The sequence below is a fragment of the Streptomyces mutomycini genome (assembly GCF_001700505.1).
In the GTDB taxonomy this organism is placed as follows: Bacteria; Actinomycetota; Actinomycetes; order Streptomycetales; family Streptomycetaceae; genus Streptomyces; species Streptomyces mutomycini.
Map to the genome: position 1 here is coordinate 1 of NZ_MAPV01000354.1, position 1,095 is coordinate 1,095.

General features: G+C 72.7%; 1 protein-coding gene and 1 pseudogene. Both read left to right on the forward strand.

Features of this window, described 5'->3' with window-relative positions; all coding sequences use genetic code 11:
• The coding region (locus tag BFF76_RS33215) for a hypothetical protein (protein WP_065849505.1) at positions 1–730 on the forward strand (730 nt) is incomplete at its 5' end.
• Positions 730–1,095: pseudogene (locus BFF76_RS30425) on the forward strand (DNA/RNA helicase domain-containing protein); the annotation flags it as partial. The gene BFF76_RS33215 and the pseudogene BFF76_RS30425, both read left to right, overlap by 1 nt.

Consider the following 1,095-nt stretch of genomic DNA (forward strand, 5'->3'; position numbering starts at 1 on the left):
CCCCGGAGCCCTCGCCATCGCCGCCACGGCCGCCGTCGGCCTCGCGGCGAACCATCAAGTCCTGCGCGCCCCCGCCTCCGTGCGGTGGACGGCCATCTCCGTCTACGCCGCCCCGCACGCGGGCTGTGCGGCGGTACTCGTCGGTGAACGCCTGGCCCCCGAGGGGTCGGTGTCCGTGCTCCTGCAGGCCGCAGCCATCGCGCTCTGGACCGGCGCCACCTGGTACCTGCGCCCCGGACTGACCGCCCGCGAGCTCGTCGACGAGGCGCTGGCCCAGGAGCTCGCCGACGCCGTCGAGAAGACGGAGGAGACCGCCGTCGAACCGGCCCCCACCTACGACACCCCGCAGGCCCGTTGGTGGGGTGAGCGCTTCGCGGTGGAGGGGGGCGTCGCGCCCGGCACGGTGCTCCTGCAGCACCAGCAGGTGGGCGAGGGATGCCTGGCCATCGTCATCGGCGCCCAGAAGCGCGGGCAGCCCGTGCCCGACATCTCCAAGCCCGGCCTGTCCGCCGAGCTGGACCTGCCGGAGGAGCTGATCGAGATCGGCCCCGTACCGGGCCGCGGCGCCGGCGTCCGCCTCCTGGTCCTCGGGCAGCGCCCGACGGCCGAGGTCGAGGACGGGCCGGGCGACAGCGACGCAGAGGTGTGGGCGGAGATCGCCGCCACCGCGATGCCCGGCGTCGAGCTGATCGAGGCCACCACGTACGAGGCCCACAAGGAGCTGACCTGATGTCGGATGTGCGCGAGTACGTGCTGAAGACCCCGCCGGGCGGGATCAAGCGCTACGACCACGAGGCGCTGTGCGACCTGCTGAAGGTCGAGGACTACAGCCGGGTCATCTTCGAGCAGGGCGTCGGCCGCGAGGCGATCGTCAGGGTCTACCCCACGAACCCGTTGATGGACGTCCGGGAGATCAGCCTGGACGACCTGGCGATGGACGGGCGCGGGCGGATCACGCTCGGCACGTACTTCGACGGATCCCCGTTGCGGTTCCGCCTGTTCGACCCGAAGACCGGCAACGCCCAGCGCGGGGCCGTCTTCAGAACCACGGGCGCCGGAAAGTCCCGGCTGGTGCAGGCGATCCTGGTCGCCTGC